Origin of the sequence: Streptomyces niphimycinicus (assembly GCF_018883605.1) — a bacterium.
Classification (GTDB): Bacteria; Actinomycetota; Actinomycetes; order Streptomycetales; family Streptomycetaceae; genus Streptomyces; species Streptomyces niphimycinicus.
In genome coordinates this window covers 1-1,790 of sequence record NZ_JAHLEM010000867.1, presented here as the reverse complement: position 1 = coordinate 1,790, position 1,790 = coordinate 1, and the positions used below count along the sequence as shown (strand labels likewise).

The window sequence follows — 1,790 nt, the reverse complement described above, 5'->3', positions numbered from 1 at the left end:
GGGCACCGGTCCGCCACAGGTCGTGGCGCGGCGGGGACCGTCCATGTGCCGATGCTCCTGGACGCGGCCGGTGTGGGGAAGTCTCAGACGGGCGCACGAACGGTATACCCGAACGGGCAGGCCCATAGGTGCGGGTGCCGGTGGTACGGAGCTGTCACTACGGTGAGCGCGGGTGTGCACTCCAGAAAGAGGAGCCAGCCGTGACCGTACTCGTGCACCACCGTGTTCCGTTCCGCGGGCGGCGCACCGCCACCGCGCCGGCCACCTGCGCCCAGCGGCACATGTGGAACCTGATCGAGCGCCAACTGCCCGACGCCGCCTTCTACAACGTGTGCCACTGGGTGGAACTGCCCGGCCGCGGCACCGCACAGGACCTGCTGGCCGTCTTCACGGAGCTGCTCGGCCGCCACGAGTCGCTGCGCACCGGCTTCCAACGTGCCGGGGACGGCGGCCTGGTGCAGCAGATCGCGCAGTCGGGGGAGTACGAGGCCGAGGTGTGGACCGCCGGACCCGGCGAGGACCCGACGGGCGTGCTGGACGCCTGGCGGCACCGCATGCGGCACACCGCCTTCGAACCGGCCCGTGCCCCGCTGATCCGGTTCATGGCAGTCGTCGTCGACGGAGCACCGGTGCTCGCCGCGTTCTGCGTCTCCCACCTGGCGGCGGACCTGATGTCGCTGCGCCTGCTGGCCGACGAGGTGCTGCGGCTGCTCGACGCCGCCGCGGCCGGCCGTCCCTTCCCGCCCGCCGTGCTCTCCCGGCAGCCCGTCGAGCAGGCCGGGTTCGAGCACTCCCCGCGCGGCCGGGCCCTGCTGCACCGGGCGCATGCGTATTGGCGCCGGCAGATCGCCGGCGCGCCCGCCACGCTGTTCCCCGTAGACGGCGAAGCGGGACGGGAGCCGGCCGGCCGGTACAGCGCCGCCATGGACTCCCGGGCGGTGGCCCTCGCCGTGCCGGTGCTGGCACGGCACTGGCGGGTGAGCACCTCCGCGGTGCTGCTGACCGTCGTTGCGCTGCTGCTCGGGCGCCGGGCCGGGCTGCCCTCGTGCACCCTGCGCCTGCTGACGGCCAACCGGTCCGACCCGGGGCTGCGCGGCACCGTCGCCAATCTGCACGCCGAGGTCGCCGTGACGATCGACCTGAGCGGCGATCGCGTCGAGGACATCGCCCGGCGCGCCCTGGCCGCGTCCACCGCCGCCTACGCCAACGGCCTGTACGACCCGGACGAGGTGGCGGACCTGTTCGACGCGGTCGCCCGCGAGCGGGGCGTCCCCGTCGACCTGTCGTACTGCTTCAACGACATCCGGGCGGGGCACGGCCTGCCCGAGGCGGCCGGGGAACCGGCGCCCGTGGTGTCCGGCGCCACGTTGCGCACGGCGATGGCGGACACCGTCGTCGCGCCGCACGAGTTCGAGGAGGGCGAGACCTTCTTCCTGGTGATCGACGACGAGGAACCGGGCTGGATCCGCCTGGTGCTCAACGCCGACAGCCGGGCGCTCACGCCCCCCGGGGTACGCGGTTTCCTGTACGACGTCGAACGGGTGCTCGTCGAGCAGGCTGAACGCGCATCGGCGGACGGGCTGGGAGTTCGCTGGAGCCAGGCACCGTTGGGCGGGAACAGGTCTTGATCGCGTCCTTGGAGGGGGGCGGGCCAGGATGTCCCGCTTGAGGTCGCCCGGCTCGTCCGCTCGATCAAGGATCTGGCCGCTGTGGTGCGCGCGCCGAGGTCACGTTCGACCCGACGAATGACAAATCCCCACGGTCGACAAGCAACCGTGGGGAAATGATAC

At 72.7% G+C, this 1,790-nt stretch carries 1 protein-coding gene; it reads left to right on the top strand.

The window, feature by feature from the left end; genetic code table 11:
* Positions 1-200: 200 nt before the first annotated feature.
* Positions 201-1,628, top strand: a complete 1,428-nt coding sequence (locus tag KN815_RS44455) for a condensation domain-containing protein (protein WP_216347466.1) — start codon at positions 201-203, stop codon at positions 1,626-1,628.
* The last annotated feature ends 162 nt before the right edge of the window (positions 1,629-1,790 follow it).